This is a genomic window from Acidovorax sp. KNOB132 (assembly GCF_057541515.1).
Genome location: NZ_BAAJYT010000019.1, coordinates 1 through 20288 on the forward strand (window position 1 = coordinate 1; position 20288 = coordinate 20288).

Below are 20288 nucleotides of genomic sequence, written 5' to 3' on the forward strand. Positions count from 1 at the left end.
CCTTGGCCAGCGCCACCGTGTCGTAGGCGTAGTGCACGGTGTAGGGGCTGCACTGCTCGTTGGTGAGCGCCGAGGAGCCCGCGCCATTGACGATGAACACGCGCTTCTTCTCCTGCGCCACCTTCGCCATCGCCAGGCCCGTGCCCGAATTGGTGCCGCCGAACAGCATCGTCAGGCCCTGCGTGTCGATCCACTCGCGCGCCTTCGATGCGGCGATGTCGGCCTTGTTCTGGTGGTCCGCGCTCAGCAGTTCGATGGGCTGGCCCAGTACCTTGCCGCCGAAGTCGTCGATGGCCATCTGGATCGCCACCGCGCCGTTCTTGCCTTCCACGTCGGCGTACAGGCTGGACATGTCGGTGATGAAGCCGATCTTCACCTTGTCCTGCGCCTGCGCGGAGAAGGTCGCGAGGCCCGCGGCCCCCAGCAGCACGGCGAGCGCCTTGAGGTTCATCTTTTTCATGTCGTTGTCTCCTTGGGTCTTCGATGGAAAGGGGGATCGGGGTGCTCTGGGCGAAGGCGGTGGTCGAAGCCGTCCCGCGCCGGGTCAGACGCCCAGCAGCTCGTTGAGCACGGGCATCTTGGCTTGCAGCTCGGCGGCGCCGAACTGCTCCACGATGCGGCCGTGCTCCATCACGTAGAAGCGGTCGGCCAGCGGCGCGGCGAAGTGGAAGTTCTGCTCCACCATCACCACGGTGTAGCCCTTCTGGCGCAGCGTGGTGATCATGCGGGCCAGGGCCTGCACGATCACCGGCGCCAGGCCTTCGGAGATTTCGTCGAGCAGCAGCAGCTTGGCCCCGGTGCGCAGGATGCGCGCCACCGCCAGCATCTGCTGCTCGCCGCCCGACAGGCGCGTGCCCTGGCTGTGGCGGCGCTCGGCCAGGTTGGGGAACATGGCGTAGATCTCATCGACCGACATGCCCTGCGTGCCGGTCTTGAGCACCGGGGGCAGCAGCAGGTTCTCTTCGCACGACAGGCTGGAAAAGATGCCGCGCTCTTCCGGGCAATAGCCCACGCCCAGGTGGGCGATGCGGTGCGTGGGCATCTGGATCGTCTCCTGCCCGTGGATGCGCACGGAGCCTTTGCGGGCGCCCGTCAGCCCCATCACGGCGCGCATGGTGGACGTGCGGCCGGCGCCGTTGCGGCCCAGCAGGGTCACCACCTCGCCGGGCTGCACCGTGATGTCCACGCCGTGCAGCACGTGCGACTCGCCGTACCAAGCCTGCAGGCCACTGATTTCGAGGGCCGGCGCGCTCATGCGTGGGCCCCCTGCAGCTGGCCATCGGTGGTGCCCATGTAGGCCTCCATCACCTGCGGGTTGCGCGAGACCTCTTCGTACGGCCCCTCGGCCAGCACGGCGCCGCGCTGCAGCACGGTGATGCGGTCGGCGATCGTGGAGATCACCTTCATGTTGTGCTCCACCATGAGGATGGTGCGGCCGGCCGAAACCTTCTTGATGAGCTGCGTGACGCGGTCCACGTCCTCGTGGCCCATGCCCTGCGTGGGCTCGTCCAGCAGCATCAGCTCGGGCTCCATGGCCAGCGTGGTGGCGATCTCCAGCGCGCGCTTGCGGCCGTAGGGCAGGTTCACGGTGGTCTCGTCGGCCAGGTCCTGCAGGCCCACTTCGGCCAGCAGCTCCATCGCGCGGCCGTCGAGCTGCTGCAGGCTGCGTTCGCTGCGCCAGAAGTGGAACGCCGTGCCCAGCTTGCGCTGCAGGCCGATGCGCACGTTCTCCAGCAGCGTGAGGTGGGGGAACACCGCGGAGATCTGGAACGAGCGGATCACGCCGCGCCGCGCGATCAGCGCGGGCCGCTCGCGGGTGATGTCCTCGCCGTTGAAGCGGATCACGCCGGAGGTGGGCTCCAGGAACTTGGTCAGCAGGTTGAAGCAGGTGGTCTTGCCAGCGCCGTTGGGGCCGATCAGCGCATGGATGGAGCCCCGGCGGACCGCGAGATTGACATCGCTGACCGCGGTGAAGCCTCTGAACTCTTTGGTCAGGCTGTGGGTTTCGAGAATGACGTCGCTCATTGCGCCTTGGCCGCTCCGTGGTGGTGCTGGGCGGGGCGCTTCGCCCGGGGGAGCGAGGCACCCTGGCCTGCGTTAGGTTGCACCGCATCCTAAGGCGCGCCCCCGCTGCGCAGATACTGGGACAAATGCCTATGTATAAACGCCTACCCGGCCGGCGGCCGGCACCGCCCCCTCTGGGACGCCCGGGCGCGGTCCGGCGCACGCCTTCCGCCCCAGGCATGGCTTTGGATGAAAACCGCTCCATGCCCTAGATTCGATTGCCCGGATAGCTATTAAATTAATAGCAAACCTGTGTCGTGACGGGCTTCACGGCAAGGCGCATGCCGATCCGGGCGCGGGCTCCTACACTGCCCCCATGCCCTCCTCCTCCCCCACCTCCGGCGCCCCGCGCTCGCTCGGCGGCCTGCTGCCGTTTCTCCGGCCCTACGCCGGGCGCATTGCGCTCGCGCTGGTCTTCCTGGTGCTGGCGGCGCTGGCCACACTGGCGTTTCCCCTGGCACTGCGCGAACTCATCGACGGCGGGCTCGTGGGCGCCACGCGCGGCGAGCAGGCCATGGCGCTGCGCGAGCATTTCGGGCTGCTGTTCGCCGTGGCCGTGGCGCTGGGGCTGTTCTCCGCCGCGCGTTTCTACACCGTGAGCTGGCTGGGCGAGCGGGTGACGGCCGACCTGCGCAACGCCGTCTATGCGCACGTGCTGGAACAAAGCCCGCAGTTCTACGAAACCACGCAGACCGGCGAAGTGCTGTCGCGCCTGACCGTGGACACCACGCTGGTGCAGACCGTGGTGGGCTCGTCGCTGTCGATGGGCCTGCGCAACGCGGTGATGGGCGTGGGGGCGCTGGGAATGCTGGTGTGGACCAACCCGTACATCATGTCGGTGGTGTTCGCCGCCATCGTGGTCGTGGTGCTGCCCACGCTGTGGATCGGCCGCTGGGTGCGACGCCTCTCCCGGGCCAGCCAGGACCGGGTGGCCGATTCCAGCGCCATCGCGGCCGAGGTGCTCAATGCCGTGCCCGCCGTGCAAAGCTACACGGCCGAATCGCGCGAGGCCCGCCGGTTCGAAGCCTCCACCGAGAACGTCTTCCAGACCGCCGTGCGCCGCAGCCGGGCCCGCGCGGCGCTGGTGGCCTTCATCGTGATCGCCAACGCGGCGTTGCTGCTGTGGGGCCTGTACCGAGGCACGCAGGCGGTGCTGGCGGGCGAGATGTCGGCCGGCCACCTGGGGCAGACGGTCATCTATGTCATGTTCCTCGCGGGGGCCGTGGCCGTGCTGGGCGAGGTGTACGGCGACCTGCTGCGCGCCGCCGGGGCCACCGAACGGCTCATGGAACTGCTCGCCAGCCGATCGCCCATCGCCAGCCCCGCGCAGCCCGCGGCGCTGCCGGACACCGGCGGCGGGCTGCGCGTGGACTTCGACCGGGTGGCTTTCCACTACCCCTCGCGGCCGCAGGCACCCGCCCTGCGCGGCTTCGACCTGCACCTGTCGGCCGGCGAAACCGTCGCGCTGGTGGGCGCCAGCGGCGCGGGCAAGACCACGGTGTTCCAGCTGCTGCAGCGCTTCTACGACGTGGATGCCGCAGGCGGCGGCATCGCGCTGAACGGCGTGGACATCCGCCGCCTGGCGCTCGGCGACCTGCGTGCCCACGTGGGCATCGTGCCGCAGGACGCGGTGATCTTCTCCGCCTCGGCCCTGGACAACATCCGCTACGGCCGCCCCGGCGCCACCGAGCAGGAAGTGCAGGAGGCCGCGCGCGCGGCCTTCGCACACGAGTTCATCGCGGCCTTGCCCGAAGGCTACGGCACCTTCCTGGGCGAGCGTGGCGTGCGCCTGTCCGGCGGGCAGCGCCAGCGCATCGCCATCGCCCGTGCCTTGCTCAAGAACCCACCGCTGCTGTTGCTGGACGAGGCCACGAGCGCGCTCGATGCGGAAAGTGAACGCATGGTGCAGGCCGCGCTGGACGCCGCCATGCAGCGCCACAGCGGCCAGCGGACCACGCTGGTCATCGCGCACCGGCTCGCCACGGTGCAGAACGCCGACCGCATCGTGGTGATGGACCAGGGGCAGATCGTGGAGGAAGGCCGCCATGCGGACCTGGTCCGGCAGGGCGGCGTGTACGCCCGGCTGGCGGCGCTGCAGTTCACGCAGTGAAGGCTGGCGGGCCAAGGCCTGCCATCCGGTCGGCGATGCCGACGCACCGGCAGGCGGCTACTGCAAGGTTTCCTTGGCCGCGTCCGGAAGCACCAGGGGCAGCACGGCGATCCCCTCTTCCAGCAGTTCGGCCGCTTCCTGGGCACTGGCCTGGCCGCGGATACCACGCTCTTCGGTTTCGCCGTGGTGCATGCGGCGCGCTTCCTGCGCGAAGCGCGGCCCCACGTCCTCGGTGTGGGCCACGATGTGCCGGGCCACCCGCAGCCACGCGGCCTGCAGGGCGGAATCGACCGGGGGCATGGAAGGGGATGGGTGGGCCACCGCAGTGCGGCCAGCACCGTCCTCGCGGGCGCGCGGGGCAGCCGGGTTGGGCATTGCGCCCAGGTTCAGGCGCGGGGCACTCAGGCCCTTGCGGATCTCGCTGCTGCCGCACAGGGGGCATTGAACGAGATCGCGCGCCAGCTGGCTCTGGAAATCGGCCTCGGACCCGAACCAGCCTTCGAAGGCATGGCCCTGTGCGCAATGGAGATCGAGCACTTTCATGGCAATGGGAATGGAGCAGGCAACGGAGGCAGCCAGCCGGTGATGCGCAGGGCCTCAGCCCTTGTTGCGCCGCAGCAGGTAGCGGTAGATGAACCCGGGAAACGCCAGCGTGATGAACAGCGTGGCGGTGATCGCGTAGAACTCCCACTGCTGGGGCGCGATCTGCCCCACGCGGCGCTCCAGCAGCAGCGCGACGCCACCGACCAGAAAGTACAGCAGGGCCATCTCACCCAGGCGCATCGCCATGGGCTTGGTGGGCGCCGCCTTCGGGCCCACCAGCAGCCAGCGCTGGCTGAAGAACGGCAGGTTGGCCCCGACGGCCGCCAGCACGATCACCAACCAGATGGACGCGGTGGCGGACACAGGAGGGGCAACGGCCTTGGAGAGAGAAACCCGGGCGCGCTCAGGTCGCCAGCGCGCGCACGACGGCGTCGGCACACAGCGCCATCAGGCCGCCGGGCAGCAGGCCCAGCACCAGCACCAGCGCGCCGTTGAGCGTGAGCACCATGCGCACGTCCAGCGGGGCCGACACGTTCGCGGCGGTGAGCGGCGCATCGAAGTACATCACCTTCACGACGCGCAGGTAGTAGAAGGCGCCGATCAGCGACATCACCACCGCGAAGACGGCCAGGGCGATGTACAGCGTCTGGCCCGAAGCCACCAGGGCCTGCAGCACCGACAGCTTGGCGTAGAAGCCCACCAGCGGCGGCAGACCGGCCAGCGAGAACAGGCACACGGCCATCACGCCGGCATACAGCGGGCTGCGCTGGTTCAGGCCCGCCAGGTCGGAGATCTCTTCGCTCTCGAAGCCTTCGCGGGCCAGCAGCAGGATCACGCCGAAGCTCGCCAGCGTGGTCAGCACATAGCTCACCACGTAGAACATGGAGGAGCTGTAGGCGTTCTCGACCGCGTTGGCATCCACGTTGCCGTTGACCACGCCCGACAGCAGGCCCAGCAGCACGAAGCCCATCTGCGAGATCGTGGAGTACGCCAGCATGCGCTTGAGGTTGGTCTGGGCGATGGCGGCCAGATTGCCCACCAGCAGCGAGCCGATGGCCAGCACCGCGAGCATCTGCTGCCAGTCGATGGCCAGCGGCAGCAGCCCGTCCACCAGCAGGCGGATGGTGATGGCGAAGGCCGCCAGCTTGGGCGCGCCGCCGATGATCAGCGTCACGGCCGTGGGAGCGCCCTGGTACACATCGGGAATCCACATGTGGAACGGCACCACGCCCAGCTTGAAGGCGAGGCCGGCCACCACGAACACCAGGCCGAACACCAGCACCTGGTGGCGGATCTGGCCAGAGTTGACCGCCTTGAACACCTGGCCGATGTCGAGCGAACCGGTCGCGCCGTAGATCATCGACAGGCCGTACAGCAGGAAGCCGCTGGCCATCGCGCCCAGCACGAAATACTTCATCGCGGCCTCGGTCGAGGTCGCATGGTCGCGGCGCAGGGCCACCAGCGCATAGCTGGACAGCGTGAGCAATTCCAGGCCCAGGTAGATCACCAGGAAGTTGTTGCCCGAGATCATGATGAACATGCCCAGCAGCGCGAACATCGACAGCGTGAAGAACTCGCCGCCGCGCAGCATGTCGCGGTCGCCGGCATAGGGGCGGCCATAGACCAGCGTGACCATCATGGCCACGGTGGCGAAGCACTTGAGCCAGTTGCCCATGGCATCGCTCACCACCATGTTGCCGAAGCCATAGAACGTGTTGCCGGTGTTGGCGTACAGGGCCTGCAGCACGGCCACCACGGTCAGGGTGAGCATGGTGAGCACGTAGGTGCCCGTGCGCCGTGGGCTGGTCACGCCCAGGTCCACGAGCGCGATCACGCAGGCCATGACCAGGAGCACGATCTCCGGATACACCGCCAGCCAGCTGATGTTGTCAATCATCTCGAGTCTCTCGTTTCAGTCTGGTCAGTTGAGCTTGGACAGCGCCACGTGCTTGAGCAGCTGCGCCACCGAAGCATCCATCACGTCGGTGAAGGGACGGGGGTACAGCCCCATGTACAGCACGGCAATCGCGAGCACGGCCATCACCAGGAACTCGCGGGCGCCGATGTCCTTGAGGTCCCTCACGTGGTCGTTGGCCACGGGGCCGAGGTAGACGCGCTTGTACATCCACAGCGTGTAGGCCGCGCCGAAGATCAGCGCCGTGGCCGCGGCCAGGCCGATCCAGAAGTTGGCCTTGACGGCACCCAGGATCACCATCCACTCGCCCACGAAACCGGCCGTGCCCGGCAGGCCGCAGTTGGCCATGGCGAACAGCAGGGCGAAAGCCGCAAACTTTGGCATGGTGTTGACCACGCCGCCGTAGGCCGCGATCTCACGGGAATGCACCCGGTCGTACAGCACGCCGATCGACAGGAACATCGCGCCCGACACGAAGCCGTGGGCGATCATCTGCACCAGCCCGCCCGACACGCCGAGGTCGTTGAAGATGAAGAAGCCCAGCGTCACGAAGCCCATGTGCGCCACCGACGAATACGCCACGAGCTTCTTCATGTCCTTTTGCACCATCGCCACCAGGCCCACGTAGATCACGGCCACCAGCGACAGCGCGATCATCAGCCAGGCCCATTCGCGCGCGGCGTCGGGGGCGATGGGCATGGAAAAGCGCAGGAAACCATAGGCACCCAGCTTCAGCATGATGGCGGCCAGCACGGCGGAGCCGCCGGTGGGGGCCTCCACGTGCACGTCGGGCAGCCAGGTGTGCACCGGCCACATCGGCACCTTCACCGCGAACGCGGCGAAGAAGGCGAAGAACAGCAGGGTCTGCGCACGGGCCGACAACGGCAGCTGGTGCCACGTGGCGATGTCGAAGCTGCCACCAGACTGGTTGTACAGGTAGATCAGCGCGATCAGCATCAGCAGCGAGCCGAGCAGCGTGTACAGGAAGAACTTGAACGCCGCGTAGATCTTGTTGGGGCCGCCCCAGATGCCGATGATCAGATACATCGGGATCAGCGTGGCTTCGAAGAACACGTAGAACAGCAGGCCATCGAGCGCGCTGAACACGCCGATCATCAGGCCCGAGAGGATCAGGAACGCGCCCATATACTGGTTCACGCGCTCGGTGATCGACTCCCACGACGCGATCACCACGATCACCGTGATGAACGCCGTGAGCGGTACGAACCAGAACGAGATGCCGTCCACACCCAGGTGGTAGTGGACGTTGAAGCGCTCGATCCACTGCACCTTCTCGACGAACTGCGCTGCGGCGGACGTGGCCTCGAAGCCGCCGTACAGCGGCAGCGTGACGGCCAGACCCACCAGCGACCCGATCAGGGCCAGCCAGCGCACGGCGCGTGCGTGCTCATCGCGGCCAAAGGCCAGCAGCAGGGCGCCAAACGCGATCGGCACCCAGATGGCAAGACTCAACAAACCCATTTTTGTTTTCCCTCTACTTGTTGAGCCACACGAAGTACGTCATGAGCGCGAAGATGCCCAGGATCATGACCAGCGCGTAGTGGTAGATGTAGCCCGTCTGGAACCAGCGCACTACCCCCGCCACGCGGCCCACCAGCTTCCACGAGCCGTTGACCAGCGCCCCGTCGATCACGGCCTGGTCGCCGCCCTTCCACAGGCCGGTACCCAGCGCCCGAGCGCCCCGCGCGATGATGTTTTCGTTGATCCAGTCGAGGTAGTACTTGTTCTCGAACAGCACGTAGATCGGATGGAAGATGCGCTTGATCGCGGCCGGCAGGGCCGGGTTGACCATGTACATGTAGTAGGACGCCGCCACGCCCGCCAGGGCCAGCCAGAACGGTGCGGTCTGCAGGCCGTGCAGCGCCATGCCTACGGGACCGTGGAAGATTTCCGCCAGTTCCGCCATCGCGGGGTGCTTGGCGGCGTCGACGAAGATCACGTCCTTGAAGAAGTCGCCGAACAGCATGGGCTGGATGAACAGGAAGCCGATGACCACCGAAGGAATGGCCAGCAGGATCAGCGGCACGGTGACGACCCAGGGCGACTCGTGCGGCTTGGCATCGTGGCCATGGCCGTGGTGGTCGTCATGGGCATGGTGGTCGTCGTGGTGCGCATCCGGGTTCTGGTCGTAGCGTTCCTTGCCGTGGAAGACCAGGAAGTACATGCGGAACGAATAGAACGCGGTGACGAACACGCCCGCCAGCACGGCGAAGTGGGCGAAGCCGGCGGCCGGCAGCGTGCTGGCATGCACGGCCTCAATGATGCTGTCCTTGGAATAGAAGCCCGAGAACAGCGGCGTGCCGATCAGTGCCAGCGAACCCAGCAGCGACGTGATCCAGGTGATGGGCATGTACTTGCGCACAGCGCCCATCCAGCGGATGTCCTGGTTGTGGTGCATGCCCATGATGACCGAGCCCGCGCCGAGGAACAGCAGCGCCTTGAAGAACGCGTGCGTCATCAGGTGGAACACTGCCACCGAGTAGGCGGAGGCACCGAGCGCCACCGTCATGTAGCCCAGCTGCGACAGCGTGGAATAGGCCACCACGCGCTTGATGTCGTTCTGGATGATGCCCAGAAAGCCCATGAACAGCGCCGTGATCGCACCGATCACGAGGATGAAGTTGAGCGCGGCGTCCGACAGTTCGAACAGCGGCGACATCCGCGACACCATGAAGATGCCGGCCGTCACCATGGTGGCGGCGTGGATCAGCGCGGAGATGGGCGTCGGGCCTTCCATCGAGTCCGGCAGCCAGACGTGCAGCGGAAACTGCGCGCTCTTGCCCATGGCACCGATGAACAGGCAGATGCAGATGACCGTGATCAGCATCCAGCTGGTCCCCGGGAACGACAGTGCGCCCAGCTCACCCGCCTTGCCGAAGATCTCGCTGTAGTTCAGCGTGTTGGTGTACGCCGCGATCAGGCCGATGCCCAGGATGAAACCGAAGTCGCCCACGCGGTTCACCAGGAACGCCTTCATGTTGGCGAAGATGGCGGTCGGCTTGTTGAACCAGAAGCCGATCAGCAGGTACGACACCAGGCCCACCGCTTCCCAGCCGAAGAACAGCTGCAGCAGGTTGTTGCTCATGACGAGCATCAGCATCGAGAAGGTGAACAGCGAGATGTAGGCGAAGAAACGGTTGTAGCCGTCGTCTTCTTCCATGTAGCCGATCGTGTAGATGTGCACCATCAGCGACACGAAGGTCACCACGCACATCATCATGGCCGTGAGGCTGTCCACGAGGAAGCCGACCTCCATCTTGAGGCCGCCGACCACCATCCAGGTGTAGAGCGTTTCGTTGAAGCGCGCGCCGTCCATGGCCACGCTCTTGAGCGTCATGGCGGACAGGACGAAGGCCGCCAGCACGCCGAGAATGGTCAGCGTGTGGCTCAGCCGCCGGCCGATCCGGTTGCCGCCGAAGGCGGTGCCGAAGATACCCGCCAGGGCGGATCCCACCAGCGGTGCCATGGGCACCGCCAGCAGTGTCGAAGCAGAAAGGGTTTGGCTCATTCTTGAAGACCTTGGCTAGTACCGGCGACTCAACCCTTGAGGGTGTTGAGGTCTTCCGCGTTGATGCTGGATTTGTTGCGGAACAGCAGCACCAGGATCGCGAGGCCGATGGCCGACTCTGCCGCGGCGACCGTCAGGATGAAGAACACGAACACCTGGCCGTGCATGTCGCCCAGGTAGTGCGAGAACGCGACGAAGTTCATGTTCACGGCCAACAGCATCAACTCGATCGCCATCAGCAGCACGATCAGGTTCTTGCGGTTCAGGAAGATGCCGATGACGGCGAGCGCGAACAGCATCGCGCCCAGCGACAGGAAATGGCCCAGGGTCAATGTCATGCCTTCTTCTCCTCGGCAGTGGGCGTCGCCGCTGCTTCCTCTGCAGGCTTTTGCGTCGCGGCGACCTTCACCAGCTCCACACGGTCGCTGGCGCGCACACGGATCTGCTGCGATGGGTTGATCGCCTTGCTGTCCTTGCGCTGGCGCAGGGTGAGCGCGATGGCCGCGATCATCGCCACCAGCAGGATGACCGCTGCGATCTCGACGGGGTACAGGTACTCGGTGTAGAGCAGCTTGCCCAGCGCCTTGGTGTTCGAATAAGGCAGCACATGGCCCGCCGCATCGACCACGGCCGCCACCGCCTTGGGCTCATCCATGCCGCGGAAGCCCCCCATCAGCACGGCCGCCATTTCCAGGGCGATCAGCGCGCCGATGAAAGCCGCCAGCGGAAAGTGCCGCCAGAAGCCCTGCCGGATGGAGTCGATGTGGATGTCCAGCATCATCACCACGAAGAGGAAGAGCACCATCACCGCGCCGAGGTACACCAGCACCAGGGCGATGGCGAGGAACTCCGCCTTCAGCAGCAGCCAGATGGCGGCCGCCTGCGAAAACGCGAGGATGAGATACAGCACCGCATGCACGGGGTTGCGCGCGGTGATGACCCGGAAGGCTGCAAAGAGCAGCACGACCGAGAACAGATAGAAGAAACCAGTCTTGGCGTCCATGAATCGGGTCTTTGTAGGGGTTCTGGAGCCGCGCTCAGCGGTACTTGGCGTCGGCCGCCTTGGCTGCAGCGATCTCGGCCTCGTAGCGGTCCCCCACGGCCAGGAGCATGTCCTTGGTGAAGTACAGGTCGCCGCGCTTTTCGCCGTGGTATTCCAGGATCTGCGTCTCGACGATGGAGTCCACCGGGCAGCTCTCTTCGCAAAAACCGCAGAAGATGCACTTGGTCAGGTCGATGTCATAGCGCGTGGTGCGGCGCGAACCGTCCGCACGCACATCGGACTCGATGGTGATCGCCAGTGCCGGGCACACGGCTTCGCAGAGCTTGCAGGCGATGCAGCGCTCTTCGCCGTTGTCGTAGCGACGCAGCGCGTGCAGGCCGCGGAACCGGGGCGACAGGGGCGTCTTCTCTTCGGGGAACTGAACGGTCACCTTGCGCCGAAACGCGTAGCGACCCGTCAGGGCCATGCCCTTGACCAGCTCCACCAGCATGAAGCTCTTGAAAAAATCCTTGATCGAAAAGGATGCAGTAGCAGCAACAGCAGTCATCGGTGTCCCCGCTCAATTCCAGATGTTCCATGGCGAGTGCAGCCACGCGCCAACGATAAGCAGCCACACCAGCGTGACCGGAATGAAGATCTTCCAGCCCAGCCGCATGATCTGGTCATAGCGAAAGCGCGGGAAGGTCGCGCGGATCCAGATGAACATGGACACCACGAGGAAGGTCTTGAGGCCCAGCCAGATCCATCCGGGGATGAAGTCCAGCGCCGCCACTGGCGACAGCCAGCCTCCCAGGAACATGAGCACGGCCAGGATGGACACGAGCCACATGCTGGCGTATTCGGCCAGGAAGAAGATGGCGAAGCCCATGCCCGAGTACTCGACCATGTGGCCAGCCACGATCTCGGCCTCGCCTTCGACCACATCGAAGGGGTGGCGGTTGGTTTCGGCCACGCCCGAGATGAGGTAGACGATGAAGATCGGCAGCAGCGGCAGCCAGTTCCACGACAGGAATCCAAAGCCCTTCGCGGCGGCCATGCCGGCGCCCTGTCCCATCACGACTTCGGTCAGGTTCATGCTGCCCGACACCATTATGACGACGAGGAAACAGAAGCCCATCGCGATTTCATAGCTCACCATCTGGGCGGAGGCGCGCAGCGCACCCAGGAAGGCGTACTTGGAGTTGGAAGCCCAGCCGGCGATGATCACGCCGTACACCTCGATGGAGGTGATGGCCATCACCAGCAGCAGACCGGCATTCACGTTGGCCAGGGCCACATCCGGACCGAACGGAATCGCCACCCAGGCCGCCAGCGCGGGCATGATGGCCATGACCGGGCCGAGCACGAACAGGCCCTTGCTGGCCGCCGTTGGCTGGATGATTTCCTTGGTCAACAGCTTGAGGCCGTCGGCCAGCGGCTGCAGCAGCCCGAACGGGCCAACCCGGTTGGGACCATGGCGCACCTGCATGAAGCCGAGCAGCTTGCGCTCCCACAGCGTGAGGTAGGCCACGGCGCCCATCAGGGGGGCCACGATGGCCACGATCTTGATCAGGTTCCAGATCACCGGCCACACCGCCGCCGTCCACCAGGACTGGGCGAACAGGTGCAGGCCGCCGTTGTACAGCGCGTCGATCATGCGGCAACTCCTTCAGCGGCGCGGCGTGCATCGGCCGTCAACTGCAGCGACGGCGCACGGCGAACCAGCCCGTCGAGCTGGTAGATGCTGGCCACGACCGGAGCGGCACCCGCATCGGCCGGCACGGCGATGGCGGCGCGCGTGCTGTTGCTCAGGCGTTCGGCAGGCAGCTGGGCCAGCGGAGAGGTCACCGTCGCACCCGTGGCTTTCGCCAGCACGTCCTGAGAGGTCTCGAAGTCGAGGCCCTGCACACCCAGCAGGTTGCCCAGCACCCGCAGCACCTTCCACGCGGGACGGGCATCGCCCAGCGGCTTGACCACGGCATGGAAGCTTTGCAGGCGGCCTTCGGCATTGACGAAGGTGCCCGAGGTTTCGGTGAACGGCGCGATGGGCAGCAGCACATCGCTGAATTCCATGTTGGCCTTGAAAGGGCTCATCGTCACGACCATCTCGGCACCTGACAGCGCAGCCGCTGCCTGTGCACCTGCGGCGGAGTCATGGACGGGTTCGGTGTTCAGCAGCAGCGCCGCCTTGAGGCCGCCCGCCAGCATCTGGCCGGCGTTCAGACCGCCCTTCTGCGGCTGTGCGCCGACGAACTGCGCGCCCACCGTGTTGGCGGCTTCGGTGAGGTAGCCCACCACCGCGCCCGTCTGGGCACCGATCCACTGGGCCAGCGCCAGCAGGCTCGAGGCCTGGGCATGGTGCGCAGCGGCGTTGCCCAGCAGGATGGCCCGGCCTTCGCCCGAAGCCAATGCACGGGCCATGCCGGAAGAGGCTTCGGTCACACGGCCGGTGGTCACGGGGGCAGCCACGCCGCGGTCCTGCGCCACGGCGGCGGCCACATCGGCCAGGACCGCAGCCCAGTCCTGGGCTGGCGCCACGATGGACTGCGCCACGGGCATGGCCCAGTCGTAGGCTGCGGCATTGAGGGCGCTCACGGTACAGCCCTTGCGTGCAGCCTGGCGGATGCGCTGGGCGAACAGCGGGTGGTCCTTGCGCAGGTTCGAGCCCACGACCAGCACCGACTGCAGCGAGGACAGCGAAGCGATGCTCGTGCCCAGCCAATGGATGCCATCGGCCTCGGTGAACTCGGAATTGCGCAGGCGGTGGTCGATGTTGTCGCTGCCGATGCCGCGCACGAGCGCGCCGGCGAGGAACAACTCTTCCAGCGTGCTGTGCGGGCTCACCAGAGCGCCGATGCCCTGGGCGCCATGGTCGGTGCGGATGCCCTGCAGCCCATTGGCCACGTATTCCAGCGCGGTCTGCCAGTCGACTTCCTTCCACTGGCCGCCCTGCTTGAGCATCGGGCGCGTCAGGCGCTCGTCTCCGTTGAGGGCTTCGTAGGAGAAGCGGTCACGGTCGGCGATCCAGCACTCGTTGACGTCTTCGTTCTCGAAGGGAACGACGCGCATCACCTTGTGATTCTTCACCTGGACGATGAGATTGGCGCCGGTGGAGTCGTGCGGGCTCACCGACTTGCGGCGCGACAGCTCCCAGGTCCGGGCACTGTAGCGGAAAGGCTTGCTGGTCAGCGCGCCCACAGGGCAGATGTCGATCATGTTGCCCGACAGCTCGGAGTCGACCGTATCGCCCAGCACCGTGGTGATCTCGGAATGCTCGCCGCGATGGATCATGCCCAGCTCCATCACGCCGGCCACTTCTTGGCCGAAGCGCACGCAGCGGGTGCAATGGATGCAGCGGGTCATCTCCTCCATGGAGATCAGAGGACCCACGTCCTTGTGGAACACCACACGCTTTTCCTCTTCGTAGCGCGAAGAAGAGCCGCCGTAGCCCACCGCCAGATCCTGCAGCTGGCACTCGCCGCCCTGATCGCAGATCGGGCAGTCCAGCGGGTGATTGATGAGCAGGAACTCCATGACCGACTGCTGGGCCTTGATGGCCTTGTCGCTCTTGGTGCGCACGATCATGCCTTGCGTCACGGGCGTGGCGCAGGCCGGCATCGGCTTGGGCGCCTTCTCCACGTCCACCAGGCACATGCGGCAATTGGCGGCGATGGAAAGCTTCTTGTGATAGCAGAAATGGGGAATGTAAGTACCCGCCTTCTCGGCTGCATGCATCACCATGCAGCCCTCGGCGACTTCTACCTTCTGCCCGTCCAGTTCGATTTCAACCATATGCTTTTCTCGCGATCAGGCAGAGGCAGACGCCTGAGGGGTCTTGTTGCGGATCAGCGCTTCGAATTCCGGGCGGAAGTGCTTGATCATGGCGCGCACCGGCATGGCGGCGGCATCGCCCAGGGCGCAGATGGTGCGGCCCTGGATGTTGTCGGCCACTGAATTGAGCAAGTCCAGATCGCCGTCGCGGCCTTCGCCGTGCTGGATGCGGTCGATCACGCGCCACATCCAGCCGGTGCCTTCGCGGCACGGTGTGCACTGTCCGCACGATTCATGCGAATAGAAATACGACAGGCGCAACAGGCTCTCCACCATGCTGCGCGAATCGTCCATCACGATCACGGCGCCCGAGCCCAGCATGGAGCCGGCCTTGGCGATGGAGTCGTAGTCCATCGTGCATTCCATGATGACGGACGCCGGCAGCACCGGAGCGGACGATCCGCCGGGAATCACGGCCTTGAGCTGGCGGCCCTTGCGCACGCCACCCGCCAGTTCCAGCAGCTTGGCGAACGGAGTGCCCATGGGCACTTCGTAGTTACCGGGCTTTTCCACGTCGCCGGAAACCGAGAAGATCTTGGTGCCGCCGTTGTTGGGCTTGCCGCAGGCCAGATAGGCCGCACCGCCGTTGCGAATGATCCAGGGCACCGCGGCAAACGTTTCGGTGTTGTTGATCGTGGTGGGCTTGCCGTAGAGGCCGAAGCTCGCAGGGAATGGCGGCTTGAAGCGCGGCTGGCCCTTCTTGCCTTCGAGCGACTCCAGCAATGCCGTTTCCTCGCCGCAGATGTAGGCACCGAATCCATGGGCGGCATGCAGCTGGAAGCTGAAGGCGCTACCCAGGATCCTGTCGCCCAGGTAGCCCGCCGCGCGTGCTTCTTCGAGCGCTTCTTCGAAGCGGTCGTAGGTCTGGAAGATTTCGCCGTGGATGTAGTTGTAACCCACGGAAATGCCCATCGCGTAAGCCGCGATGATCATGCCTTCGATGACGATGTGCGGGTTGAACTGCAGGATGTCGCGGTCCTTGCAGGTGCCCGGTTCGCCTTCGTCGGAATTGCAGACGAGGTACTTCTGGCCAGGGAACGAGCGGGGCATGAAGCTCCACTTGAGGCCGGTGGGAAAGCCCGCACCGCCACGGCCACGCAGGCCCGATTCCTTGACGGTCGCAATGACCTGGTCCTGGGTGAGGCCCACGCCTTCGCCCTGCTCCAGAATCTTGCGCAGGGCGGCATAGCCACCGCGTGCCTCGTAGTCCTTGAGGCTCCAGTTGGTGCCATCCAGGCCCGCATAAATCTGCGGATCGATGTGGCGGTCGTGGAAGCAGGTTTGAACGCCCGTCGCCTGAAATTGCGACAGGATCTGCGCAGCGGTGGTCATGCTTGCCCTTCCGCCCGGGCCGCGGATGCCACGCCTTCGGCTTGGCGCAGGCCATCCACGAGCTGATCGAGCTTGTCGTTGTCCATGAAACTGCACATGGTGCGGTCGTTGACCAGCATCACGGGCGCATCGGCGCAGGCACCGAGGCATTCGCACTGTTGCAGCGTGAACAGGCCATCGGCCGTGGTCTCGCCCATGGCCACGCCCAGTTTCTTTTCCAGGTGATGCAGCGCCTTCTGGCCATCGCGCAGCTGGCACGGCAGGTTGGTACAGACGTTGAGCTTGTACTTGCCCGTCGGCTGCTGGTTGTACATGTTGTAGAACGTGGTGACTTCGTGCACGGCGATCTGGGGCATGCCCAGGTAGCTGGCGATCACGGCCTCGTTCTCGGTGCTGACCCAGCCCAGTTCCTGCTGGACGATGGCCAGGCAGGCCATGACGGCCGACTGCTTCTGTTCCGCGGGGTACTTCGCCACTTCGCGCGCAAAGCGCGCCAGCGTCGCGTCGGTGATCTGGGACGCGGCGGGCACCACCGTCTTCGTTTCGGTATTCATCGGTCAATCTCCCCGAACACGATATCCATCGTGCCAATGATGGCCACAGCATCGGCAATCATGTGGCCACGGGCCATTTCGTCCAAGGTGGCCAGGTGGGCAAAGCCGGGCGCGCGGATCTTCAGGCGGTAGGGCTTGTTGGCGCCGTCGCTCACCAGGTAAATGCCGAACTCGCCCTTGGGATGCTCCACGGCCGCATACGCTTCGCCTTCGGGCACGCGGAAACCTTCGGTGAAGAGCTTGAAATGGTGGATCAGCTCCTCCATGTTCGACTTCATGGATTCGCGCGAAGGAGGCGCCACCTTGTGGTTGTCCGTGATCACCGGGCCGGGGTTGGCACGCAGCCAGTCCACGCACTGCTTGATGATGCGGTTGGATTGGCGCATCTCCTGCACACGCACCAGATAGCGGTCGTAGCAGTCGCCTGTCTTGCCCACCGGCACGTCGAAGTCCATGCGGTCATAGACGTCGTAGGGCTGCGTCTTGCGCAGATCCCATGCGATGCCCGAGCCGCGGATCATCGGGCCGGTCATGCCCAGATTGAGGGCGCGCTCCGGCGTCACGACGCCGATGCCGACCGTGCGCTGCTTCCAGATGCGGTTGTCGGTGAGCAGCGTTTCGTATTCATCCACACACTTCGGGAACCGCTGCGTGAAGTCGTCGATGAAGTCCAGCAGGGAGCCGCTGCGGTTCTGGTTCAGCGCCTCGATGGCCTTGGCGTTGCGGATCTTGTTGGCCTTGTACTGCGGCATCGAATCCGGCAGGTCGCGGTACACGCCGCCCGGACGGAAGTACGCCGCGTGCATGCGCGCACCGGAGACCGCCTCGTACATGTCGAACAGGTCTTCGCGCTCGCGGAAGGTATAGATCAGGATGGTGGAGCTGCCGCAGTCGTTGCCATGCGAACCCAGCCACATCAGGTGGTTCAGCAGGCGCGTGATCTCGGAGAACATCACCCGGATGTACTGCGCACGCACGGGCACGTCCAGCCCCAGCAGCTTCTCGATGGCCAGGCAGTAGGCGTGCTCGTTGCACATCATCGAGACGTAGTCCAGGCGGTCCATGTAGGGCAGCGACTGGATGAAGGTCTTGTGCTCGGCCAGCTTTTCGGTGGCGCGGTGCAGCAGGCCGATGTGGGGGTCGGCACGCTGCACAACTTCGCCGTCCAGCTCGAGCACAAGACGCAGCACACCGTGTGCGGCCGGATGCTGCGGCCCGAAGTTCAGGGAATAGTTCTTGATTTCAGCCATGGTGGATCACTTTTCGGCGCGAGCGCCTCAGTGCAGGCCTCCGTACTTTTCTTCGCGGATGATGCGGGGCGTGATCTCGCGCGGCTCGATCGTGACCGGCTCGTAGACAACGCGGCGCTGCTCGGCGTCGTAGCGCATTTCCACGTGCCCGGACAACGGAAAATCTTTGCGGAAGGGGTGCCCGATGAAGCCGTAGTCGGTGAGGATACGGCGCAGGTCGCTGTGCCCGTCGAACACGATGCCGTACAGGTCGAACGCCTCGCGCTCGTACCAGTTGGCAGAGTTCCAGAGGTCCGAGACCGACGGCACGACCGGAAAATCGTCATCCGGGCAGAACACCTTCACCCGCACGCGCTGGTTCATGCTGACCGACAGCAGGTGCGAGACCACGCAGTAGCGCGGCCCCTCCACGCCGACGTCGCCATACGAGGAGTAGTCCACGCCGCACAGGTCGACCAGCTGTTCGAAGCGGCAGCCCGGCGCATCACGCAGCAACTGCATGGCCGCCAGGTAGTCCGTCGCGGAAACTACCAGGGTCACCTCATCCAGCGCCACCGAAAGCTGGCGCACTTTGTCGCCAAGCGCAGCGGCAATCGCGTCCCGAAGTGCTTCGGGTCGAATAGCAAAGGCAGTCATCGTCAACCCTTCAGACGCGAGCGATGGTGTTGGTGCGGCGGATCTTCTGCTGCAGCTGGATGATCCCGTAGATCAGCGCCTCGGCCGTGGGCGGACAACCCGGCACGTACACATCCACCGGAACGATGCGATCGCAGCCGCGAACCACCGAATAGCTGTAGTGGTAGTAGCCACCGCCATTGGCGCACGAACCCATGGACAGCACCCAGCGCGGCTCGGACATCTGGTCGTACACCTTGCGCAGGGCCGGCGCCATCTTGTTGCACAGCGTGCCGGCCACGATCATCAGATCGGACTGGCGCGGACTGGCGCGAAACACCTCGGCACCGAAACGGCCGATGTCGTAACGCGCCGCCGCGGCGTGCATCATCTCCACCGCACAGCAGGCCAGACCAAAGGTCATGGGCCACAGCGAGCCGGTCTTGGCCCAATTCACCACCGAGTCGTAACTGGTGGTGATGAAGCCTTCCTTCATCACGCCTTCAATCATCGTGTCATTCCTTATGAAGACCGGTCATTCCCAATCCAGGGCACCCTTTTTCCACTCGTAGGCAAAGCCCACGACGAGGATGGCCAGGAAGATGACAACGGCAATGAAACCCGTCAGCCCCACCTCGTGGAGCGAAACCGCCCACGGAAACAGGAAGGCGATTTCCAGATCAAAAAGAATGAAGAGGATGGCAACGAGGTAGTAGCGCACATCGAACTTCATGCGCGCGTCTTCGAAGGCCTCGAAACCGCATTCGTAGGGGGAGTTTTTGGCCGCATCCGGGCGATTGGGGCCGAGGACATAGCCCAGCACCAGCGGGACGACGCCGACACCGATGCCGACCAAGATGAACAAAAGAACGGGGAGGTACTGATCGAGGTTCATCTGGAGGATGTGCTCACCGCTGAAGCTGCACCCAGACGCCCCAGGATGGGCGTGTTGGATGGGCTTTTGTTTTGGTGCCGTCGGCGAGACTCGAACTCGCACAGCTTTCGCCACTACCCCCTCAAGATAGCGTGTCTACCAATTTCACCACGACGGCTGATTTATGCATCTGGATGGCATGAGGAACCCGTTCGGTTTTTGGCTTTCCAGACAATCCGGGATTCTACTCCGGAAAAACCCTGCTCCGAGGAGCAGGATCAAATTTTGCGCTTTTCTTCTTACTTGGTAGGGATCTGCCCAGCGCCGGAGGCAGGCACCACGGGCACCGAAGGCACTTCGGAAGCCGCGCCGGAAGCAGGCTGAGCAGGCGCCACCACCCCAGGCACTTCCAGCACGCTGCCAACACCCGCGGGACGGACATTGCCAAAGTACGCCAGCGCCAGAGTCGCCACGAAGAACACCCCTGCCAGCACTGCGGTGCTGCGCGACAGGAAATTAGCACTGCCGCTGGCGCCGAACAGGCTGCCAGAACTTCCACTGCCGAAGGCTGCCCCCATGTCCGCACCCTTGCCATGCTGGATCAAGATCAAACCGATCATCCCCAGCGCAGCCAGGATCTGCACTGCCAAAATCACATTCACAAGCGCGTTCATTCTCTATTCACTCCT

The 20288-nt window shown here is 65.0% G+C and carries 21 protein-coding genes and 1 tRNA gene; 1 reads left to right on the forward strand and 21 read right to left on the reverse strand.

The features are described 5' to 3' along the window. The 3 genes from AC27IO_RS05235 to AC27IO_RS05245 all read right to left on the reverse strand — a co-directional run. A partial coding sequence (locus AC27IO_RS05235; protein WP_498737679.1) for an ABC transporter substrate-binding protein occupies positions 1 to 460 on the reverse strand: 460 nt, incomplete at its 3' end. An 84-nt stretch (positions 461 to 544) separates the two neighbouring features. Continuing rightward, positions 545 to 1255, reverse strand: a complete 711-nt coding sequence (locus tag AC27IO_RS05240) for an ABC transporter ATP-binding protein (protein ID WP_284395527.1) — start codon at positions 1253 to 1255, stop codon at positions 545 to 547. After that, positions 1252 to 2025, reverse strand: coding sequence for an ABC transporter ATP-binding protein (locus AC27IO_RS05245; RefSeq protein ID WP_272551665.1), 774 nt, complete (start codon positions 2023 to 2025; stop codon positions 1252 to 1254). Before AC27IO_RS05245 ends, AC27IO_RS05240 begins: the two co-directional genes overlap by 4 nt. A 355-nt stretch (positions 2026 to 2380) precedes the next feature. On the opposite strand from AC27IO_RS05245, the gene AC27IO_RS05250 reads away from it, so the two are divergent. Further along, positions 2381 to 4174, forward strand: a complete 1794-nt coding sequence (locus AC27IO_RS05250; protein WP_498737682.1) for an ABC transporter transmembrane domain-containing protein — start codon at positions 2381 to 2383, stop codon at positions 4172 to 4174. Between the two features lie 57 nt (positions 4175 to 4231). Here AC27IO_RS05250 and AC27IO_RS05255 read toward each other — a convergent pair whose 3' ends face one another. From AC27IO_RS05255 to secG, 18 genes are all read right to left on the reverse strand, one after another. Further along, positions 4232 to 4717, reverse strand: a complete 486-nt coding sequence (locus AC27IO_RS05255) for a DUF1178 family protein (protein WP_317359405.1) — start codon at positions 4715 to 4717, stop codon at positions 4232 to 4234. A gap of 54 nt (positions 4718 to 4771) precedes the next feature. Then, on the reverse strand, positions 4772 to 5080 hold the full coding sequence (locus tag AC27IO_RS05260) for a DUF2818 family protein (protein ID WP_498737684.1): 309 nt from the start codon (positions 5078 to 5080) through the stop codon (positions 4772 to 4774). A gap of 40 nt (positions 5081 to 5120) precedes the next feature. Next, on the reverse strand, positions 5121 to 6614 hold the full coding sequence (nuoN, locus tag AC27IO_RS05265) for an NADH-quinone oxidoreductase subunit NuoN (RefSeq protein ID WP_272551660.1): 1494 nt from the start codon (positions 6612 to 6614) through the stop codon (positions 5121 to 5123). A gap of 24 nt (positions 6615 to 6638) precedes the next feature. Next, on the reverse strand, positions 6639 to 8114 hold the full coding sequence (locus AC27IO_RS05270; RefSeq protein WP_284395542.1) for an NADH-quinone oxidoreductase subunit M: 1476 nt from the start codon (positions 8112 to 8114) through the stop codon (positions 6639 to 6641). Positions 8115 to 8127: 13 nt separating this feature from the next. Continuing rightward, positions 8128 to 10161, reverse strand: a complete 2034-nt coding sequence (gene nuoL / locus AC27IO_RS05275; protein WP_498737687.1) for an NADH-quinone oxidoreductase subunit L — start codon at positions 10159 to 10161, stop codon at positions 8128 to 8130. A gap of 29 nt (positions 10162 to 10190) precedes the next feature. Then, positions 10191 to 10499 (reverse strand): NADH-quinone oxidoreductase subunit NuoK, encoded by a 309-nt coding sequence (nuoK, locus tag AC27IO_RS05280; RefSeq protein ID WP_005793248.1) that lies wholly within the window; start codon positions 10497 to 10499, stop codon positions 10191 to 10193. Continuing rightward, positions 10496 to 11164, reverse strand: a complete 669-nt coding sequence (locus tag AC27IO_RS05285; protein ID WP_498737689.1) for an NADH-quinone oxidoreductase subunit J — start codon at positions 11162 to 11164, stop codon at positions 10496 to 10498. Before AC27IO_RS05285 ends, nuoK begins: the two co-directional genes overlap by 4 nt. A gap of 34 nt (positions 11165 to 11198) precedes the next feature. After that, positions 11199 to 11711 (reverse strand): NADH-quinone oxidoreductase subunit NuoI, encoded by a 513-nt coding sequence (nuoI, locus tag AC27IO_RS05290; RefSeq protein ID WP_092744422.1) that lies wholly within the window; start codon positions 11709 to 11711, stop codon positions 11199 to 11201. A 12-nt stretch (positions 11712 to 11723) separates the two neighbouring features. Then, entirely contained in the window at positions 11724 to 12800 is a 1077-nt protein-coding gene (gene nuoH, locus AC27IO_RS05295; protein ID WP_272567990.1) for an NADH-quinone oxidoreductase subunit NuoH, read from the reverse strand. Beyond that, on the reverse strand, positions 12797 to 14935 hold the full coding sequence (gene nuoG / locus AC27IO_RS05300; RefSeq protein ID WP_498737692.1) for an NADH-quinone oxidoreductase subunit NuoG: 2139 nt from the start codon (positions 14933 to 14935) through the stop codon (positions 12797 to 12799). Before nuoG ends, nuoH begins: the two co-directional genes overlap by 4 nt. A gap of 15 nt (positions 14936 to 14950) precedes the next feature. Next, positions 14951 to 16306 (reverse strand): NADH-quinone oxidoreductase subunit NuoF, encoded by a 1356-nt coding sequence (nuoF, locus tag AC27IO_RS05305; protein ID WP_487088102.1) that lies wholly within the window; start codon positions 16304 to 16306, stop codon positions 14951 to 14953. Further along, the gene (gene nuoE, locus AC27IO_RS05310; protein ID WP_317359387.1) at positions 16303 to 16860 is read right to left on the reverse strand and encodes an NADH-quinone oxidoreductase subunit NuoE; all 558 of its coding nucleotides are present in this window, start codon (positions 16858 to 16860) and stop codon (positions 16303 to 16305) included. The genes nuoF and nuoE overlap by 4 nt, the downstream gene beginning before the upstream one ends. Next, positions 16857 to 18110, reverse strand: coding sequence for an NADH-quinone oxidoreductase subunit D (locus AC27IO_RS05315; RefSeq protein ID WP_317359385.1), 1254 nt, complete (start codon positions 18108 to 18110; stop codon positions 16857 to 16859). Before AC27IO_RS05315 ends, nuoE begins: the two co-directional genes overlap by 4 nt. A gap of 27 nt (positions 18111 to 18137) precedes the next feature. Further along, positions 18138 to 18746 (reverse strand): NADH-quinone oxidoreductase subunit C, encoded by a 609-nt coding sequence (locus AC27IO_RS05320; protein WP_487088098.1) that lies wholly within the window; start codon positions 18744 to 18746, stop codon positions 18138 to 18140. Between the two features lie 10 nt (positions 18747 to 18756). After that, positions 18757 to 19236: a NuoB/complex I 20 kDa subunit family protein gene (locus AC27IO_RS05325; protein ID WP_007849129.1), complete on the reverse strand. Its 480-nt coding sequence runs from the start codon at positions 19234 to 19236 to the stop codon at positions 18757 to 18759. A gap of 24 nt (positions 19237 to 19260) precedes the next feature. Then, positions 19261 to 19620 carry an NADH-quinone oxidoreductase subunit A gene (locus AC27IO_RS05330; protein WP_092744429.1) on the reverse strand — a complete coding sequence of 120 codons (360 nt, stop codon included), beginning with the start codon at positions 19618 to 19620 and terminating at the stop codon, positions 19261 to 19263. A 72-nt stretch (positions 19621 to 19692) separates the two neighbouring features. Further along, a tRNA-Leu gene (locus tag AC27IO_RS05335) sits at positions 19693 to 19777 on the reverse strand. A gap of 121 nt (positions 19778 to 19898) precedes the next feature. Then, a complete protein-coding gene (gene secG / locus AC27IO_RS05340) occupies positions 19899 to 20273 on the reverse strand; it encodes a preprotein translocase subunit SecG (protein WP_284395671.1) in 375 nt (124 codons plus the stop codon). Positions 20274 to 20288 lie beyond the last annotated feature (15 nt).

Coding starts and splice junctions, on each gene's coding strand:
- AC27IO_RS05240 (WP_284395527.1), bottom strand. CDS start 1,255: ATGAGCGCGCCGGCCCTCGAAATCAGTGGCCTGCAGGCTTGGTACGGC.
- AC27IO_RS05245 (WP_272551665.1), bottom strand. CDS start 2,025: ATGAGCGACGTCATTCTCGAAACCCACAGCCTGACCAAAGAGTTCAGA.
- nuoN (WP_272551660.1), bottom strand. CDS start 6,614: ATGATTGACAACATCAGCTGGCTGGCGGTGTATCCGGAGATCGTGCTC.
- AC27IO_RS05270 (WP_284395542.1), bottom strand. CDS start 8,114: ATGGGTTTGTTGAGTCTTGCCATCTGGGTGCCGATCGCGTTTGGCGCC.
- AC27IO_RS05330 (WP_092744429.1), bottom strand. CDS start 19,620: ATGAACCTCGATCAGTACCTCCCCGTTCTTTTGTTCATCTTGGTCGGC.
- nuoH (WP_272567990.1), bottom strand. CDS start 12,800: ATGATCGACGCGCTGTACAACGGCGGCCTGCACCTGTTCGCCCAGTCC.
- AC27IO_RS05320 (WP_487088098.1), bottom strand. CDS start 18,746: ATGACTGCCTTTGCTATTCGACCCGAAGCACTTCGGGACGCGATTGCC.
- nuoE (WP_317359387.1), bottom strand. CDS start 16,860: ATGAATACCGAAACGAAGACGGTGGTGCCCGCCGCGTCCCAGATCACC.
- nuoF (WP_487088102.1), bottom strand. CDS start 16,306: ATGACCACCGCTGCGCAGATCCTGTCGCAATTTCAGGCGACGGGCGTT.
- AC27IO_RS05285 (WP_498737689.1), bottom strand. CDS start 11,164: ATGGACGCCAAGACTGGTTTCTTCTATCTGTTCTCGGTCGTGCTGCTC.
- AC27IO_RS05325 (WP_007849129.1), bottom strand. CDS start 19,236: ATGATTGAAGGCGTGATGAAGGAAGGCTTCATCACCACCAGTTACGAC.
- AC27IO_RS05315 (WP_317359385.1), bottom strand. CDS start 18,110: ATGGCTGAAATCAAGAACTATTCCCTGAACTTCGGGCCGCAGCATCCG.
- nuoL (WP_498737687.1), bottom strand. CDS start 10,161: ATGAGCCAAACCCTTTCTGCTTCGACACTGCTGGCGGTGCCCATGGCA.
- secG (WP_284395671.1), bottom strand. CDS start 20,273: ATGAACGCGCTTGTGAATGTGATTTTGGCAGTGCAGATCCTGGCTGCG.
- AC27IO_RS05250 (WP_498737682.1), top strand. CDS start 2,381: ATGCCCTCCTCCTCCCCCACCTCCGGCGCCCCGCGCTCGCTCGGCGGC.
- nuoK (WP_005793248.1), bottom strand. CDS start 10,499: ATGACATTGACCCTGGGCCATTTCCTGTCGCTGGGCGCGATGCTGTTC.
- AC27IO_RS05255 (WP_317359405.1), bottom strand. CDS start 4,717: ATGAAAGTGCTCGATCTCCATTGCGCACAGGGCCATGCCTTCGAAGGC.
- nuoG (WP_498737692.1), bottom strand. CDS start 14,935: ATGGTTGAAATCGAACTGGACGGGCAGAAGGTAGAAGTCGCCGAGGGC.
- nuoI (WP_092744422.1), bottom strand. CDS start 11,711: ATGACTGCTGTTGCTGCTACTGCATCCTTTTCGATCAAGGATTTTTTC.